The organism is Sphingomonas bacterium (assembly GCF_903644135.1).
In the GTDB taxonomy this organism is placed as follows: Bacteria; Pseudomonadota; Alphaproteobacteria; order Sphingomonadales; family Sphingomonadaceae; genus Sphingomonas.
Genome location: NZ_CAHJXA010000313.1, coordinates 1 through 3,328 on the forward strand (window position 1 = coordinate 1; position 3,328 = coordinate 3,328).

Annotated in this window: 3 protein-coding genes and 1 pseudogene; 3 read left to right on the top strand and 1 reads right to left on the bottom strand. The window is 67.2% G+C overall.

Annotation, left to right across the window (positions count from 1 at the left end; genetic code table 11):
• The first annotated feature begins 166 nt into the window (after window positions 1-166).
• Window positions 167-1,612, top strand: a complete 1,446-nt coding sequence (gene hpnJ, locus HUU96_RS13575; RefSeq protein ID WP_174293287.1) for a hopanoid biosynthesis associated radical SAM protein HpnJ — start codon at window positions 167-169, stop codon at window positions 1,610-1,612.
• Between the two features lie 37 nt (window positions 1,613-1,649).
• Here the strand turns inward: hpnJ and HUU96_RS13580 are convergent, their stop codons facing one another.
• Window positions 1,650-1,946, bottom strand: coding sequence for a hypothetical protein (locus tag HUU96_RS13580; RefSeq protein WP_174293288.1), 297 nt, complete (start codon window positions 1,944-1,946; stop codon window positions 1,650-1,652).
• 54 nt (window positions 1,947-2,000) lie between these two features.
• Here HUU96_RS13580 and hpnK point away from each other — a divergent pair, with 54 nt between their 5' ends.
• Both hpnK and HUU96_RS13590 read left to right on the top strand, forming a co-directional pair.
• Window positions 2,001-2,870 carry a hopanoid biosynthesis-associated protein HpnK gene (gene hpnK, locus HUU96_RS13585; RefSeq protein ID WP_174293289.1) on the top strand — a complete coding sequence of 290 codons (870 nt, stop codon included), beginning with the start codon at window positions 2,001-2,003 and terminating at the stop codon, window positions 2,868-2,870.
• 67 nt (window positions 2,871-2,937) lie between these two features.
• Window positions 2,938-3,328 (top strand): annotated as a pseudogene (locus tag HUU96_RS13590) (ferritin-like domain-containing protein); the annotation flags it as partial.

Here is a 3,328-nt window from a genome sequence, read left to right on the forward strand (position 1 = left end):
GGATCGGCGCGCCGACCGCGCCCCCGTGGTGGCTGCCGGCGCGCGACCTGTTCTCGTTCGCCGTGTTTGCGGCCAGCTTCGTCACGCGGTCGGTTGAATGGCGCGGCGCAAGGCTTAGAATGGAAGAGCAAGGCCGCGTCTCGTCGGCTGCGGAGACCTCGTGATCATGTTGCGCACCCTTTTTCTCCAGGCGCCTTCGTTCGACGGCTATGACGGCGGTGCCGGCGCGCGCTACCAGATGAAGCGCGAGGTCAAGTCGTTCTGGTATCCGACCTGGCTCGCCCAGCCGGCGGCGATGATCGAAGGATCAAAGCTGATCGACGCCCCCGCGCACGACCAGTCATGGGAGGACATCGCGCACGAGTTCGACACGCGCGACCTCGTCATCCTTCACACCTCGACGCCCAGCTTCAACCAGGACATCCGCACCGCGCGGCTGATCAAGGCACGCAATCCCGCCATCTTGGTCGCCTTCGTCGGCGCGAAGGTGATGATCGAGGACACAGCGAGCCTGGAGGCGTGCGAGGCGATCGACCTCGTCTGCCGCGAGGAATATGACTTCACCTGCGTCGAACTGGCCGAGGGCCGGCCGCTGGCCACGATCGACGGCATCACCTGGCGCGCGCCCGACGGCAGCATCGTGCGCAACGCGAACCGCGCGACGATCGAGGACATGGACGTCCTGCCGATGGTGTCGCCGATCTACAAGCGCGACCTCGACACCTCCAAATATTACGGCGGCTATCAGCGCCACCCCTATATCTCCTTCTACACCGGCCGCGGCTGCAAGAGCCGCTGCACCTTCTGCCTGTGGCCGCAGACGATCAGCGGCCATCGCTATCGCCATCGCAGCGTCCCCAAGGTGATCGAGGAGGTGCGCTACATCCTCGCCGAGATGCCCGAGGTGAACGAGATCTTCTTCGACGACGACACCCTCGCCGACGCGCACGACTTCGTCGTCGAGCTGTCGGGCGAGCTGGGCAAGCTCGGCTTCGGCAAGCCCGGCTTCACGAAGACGTGGGGCTGCAATGCCAAGGCGAACGTGCCGCAGCCGGTGCTCAAGGCGATGAAGGAAGGCGGCTGCCGCGTGCTCCTGGTCGGCTACGAGAGCGGCAACCAGCAGATCCTGCACAACATCAAGAAGGGCCTGCGCACCGACGTCGCGCGGCAGTTCACCAAGGACGCCCATGCGCTCGGCCTGACGATCCACGGCACCTTCATCCTCGGCCTGCCCGGCGAGACGCTGGAGACGATCGAGGAGACGATCAACTACGCCAAGGAGATCGACCCCCACACCATCCAGGTGTCGCTGGCCGCGCCCTATCCGGGGACGTTCCTCTACAAGCAGGCGACCGAGAATGGCTGGTTCGACTCGTCGCACGACCTGTTGACCGATGGCGGCAACCAGATCGCGCAGTTGAGCTATCCGCACCTGTCGTCGGCGGTGATCTTTGACAAGGTGGAGGAGTTCTACAAGCGTTTCTACTTCCGCCCGTCCAAGATCTGGGAGATCGTCCGCGAGATGCTGACCGATTGGCAGATGATGAAGCGGCGACTGCGCGAGGGGGTGGAGTTCTTCGAGTTCCTGCGCCGGCGCAAGGAAGCGGCCTAGCCGAAAGCCCGCGGCCGACCGGCCGCGGGCTCGTCATTCAGCAACCGTTGCGGCGGTTCTGCGCGGCGTCATGCTTCTTGTCGAGGTGGCGGCCGAGCAGCGCGCCGCCGCCCGCGCCCAGGATCGTGCCCACCGTGCCGCCACCCAGGGCATTGCCGATCAGGCCGCCGCCGACGCCGCCGGCGACCAGTCCGGTCGTGCCGCTGCTGGTCTTGCAGCGATAGTGCGAGCGGCCATGATAGACGCGGTGCTGCGCGTCGGCGGCGGCGGGCATCGCGATCGGCGCGGCGACGCCGGCGATCAGGGCGGCAGTGAGCAACTTGGTCTTGATCATGGTCTTTCTCCCGTTGTGGTTGCCGCTCCATGACGGCCGCGCCATGAGCCGGCCATGAACCCGATCGATGCCTCCCGTTCAGCTAACCGCCACGCTGATCGCCGCCTGATCGTCACTGCCGACGATTTCGGTGCATCGGTCGCGGTGAACGAGGCGGTCGAGGCGGCGCATCGCGGCGGCATCCTTACCGCCGCAAGCCTGATGGTCGCCGGCAACGCCGCCGCCGATGCGGTCGCGCGAGCGCGGGCGATGCCGTCGCTCGGCGTCGGCCTGCACCTCGTCCTCATCGAGGGCCGTCCCGCACTTCCGCCTGAGCGCATCCCGGTGCTGGTCGGCGGCGACGGCCTGTTCCGCCGCGACATGGTGCGCCTGGCGATCCGCATCTTCGCCGACCCCGCCGCCCGCCGCCAGCTCGCCGCCGAGGTCGAGGCCCAGTTCGCCGCCTTCGCCGCCACTGGCCTCCGCCTCGATCACGTCAACGCGCACAAGCATTTCCACCTCCACCCGACCATCGCCGCGACGGTGCTGCGCGTCGGCCTGCACTATGGCATGACCGCGATGCGCGCGCCGTTGGAGCGCGGGAACCGCGGCATCGAGGTATGGTGGGCGACGCGGCTTCAACACCGGATGCGTCGGCAGGGCCTGCTGGTGCCCGATCAGGTGGTGGGGCTGGCCTGGACCGGCGCGTTCACGCCCGAGCGGATGCGCGCCGCGCTCGCCGACCTGCCGCCGGGACTGACCGAGATTTATACCCACCCCGCCACCGCCGATGCCTATCCGGGCTCCGCCCCCGGCTATCGCTATCGCCAGGAACTCGCTGCACTGGTCGATGGTCTTGCGAAGGACATTATCCTGCGCGAAAGCATCCCCCATGGCGACTTTGGCACCTTCCTATCCGACCCTCCCGGTCAGGCATCATCCTGACCTAGAACCGCTGACCATCTCCCCCGCCGCGTTCGAGGCGGGGCCGCCACCGGGCGCGAAGCTGCGCATGGGCTCGCCCGAGCACAAGCGGCTTCTATCGCGGATGATGCTCGACAGCCACGACGCCTATCGCCCGGCGCTGATCCACTGGCCGGTGCTGACCGAGGAGACGCGCGCCAAGATCGTGTCGCTGCCGATCTGGGACATCGCCGTGCAGACCGAGGGCCGCGCGTCGATGAACGTCAAGACCTTCAACGAGCAGGTGAACGACCCCATCCTGCACGAGGCGATCGCGATGAACGCCTATGAGGAGCGCCGCCACAAGGTGGTCCTCGCCGACATGGTCGCGGCCTATGGCATCGAGCTGGAGCCGGAGCCCGCCTATGTCCGCCCGCGCGATCCCGAGTTCGCGTTCATGCGCACCGGCTATTCGGAGTGCATCGACAGCTTCTTCGGCT

What these genes read in the sequence shown, in the direction of transcription:
- hpnJ (WP_174293287.1), top strand. Translation starts at nt 167, where the DNA reads ATGTTGCGCACCCTTTTTCTCCAGGCGCCTTCGTTCGACGGCTATGAC.
- HUU96_RS13580 (WP_174293288.1), bottom strand. Translation starts at nt 1,946, where the DNA reads ATGATCAAGACCAAGTTGCTCACTGCCGCCCTGATCGCCGGCGTCGCC.
- hpnK (WP_174293289.1), top strand. Translation starts at nt 2,001, where the DNA reads ATGAACCCGATCGATGCCTCCCGTTCAGCTAACCGCCACGCTGATCGC.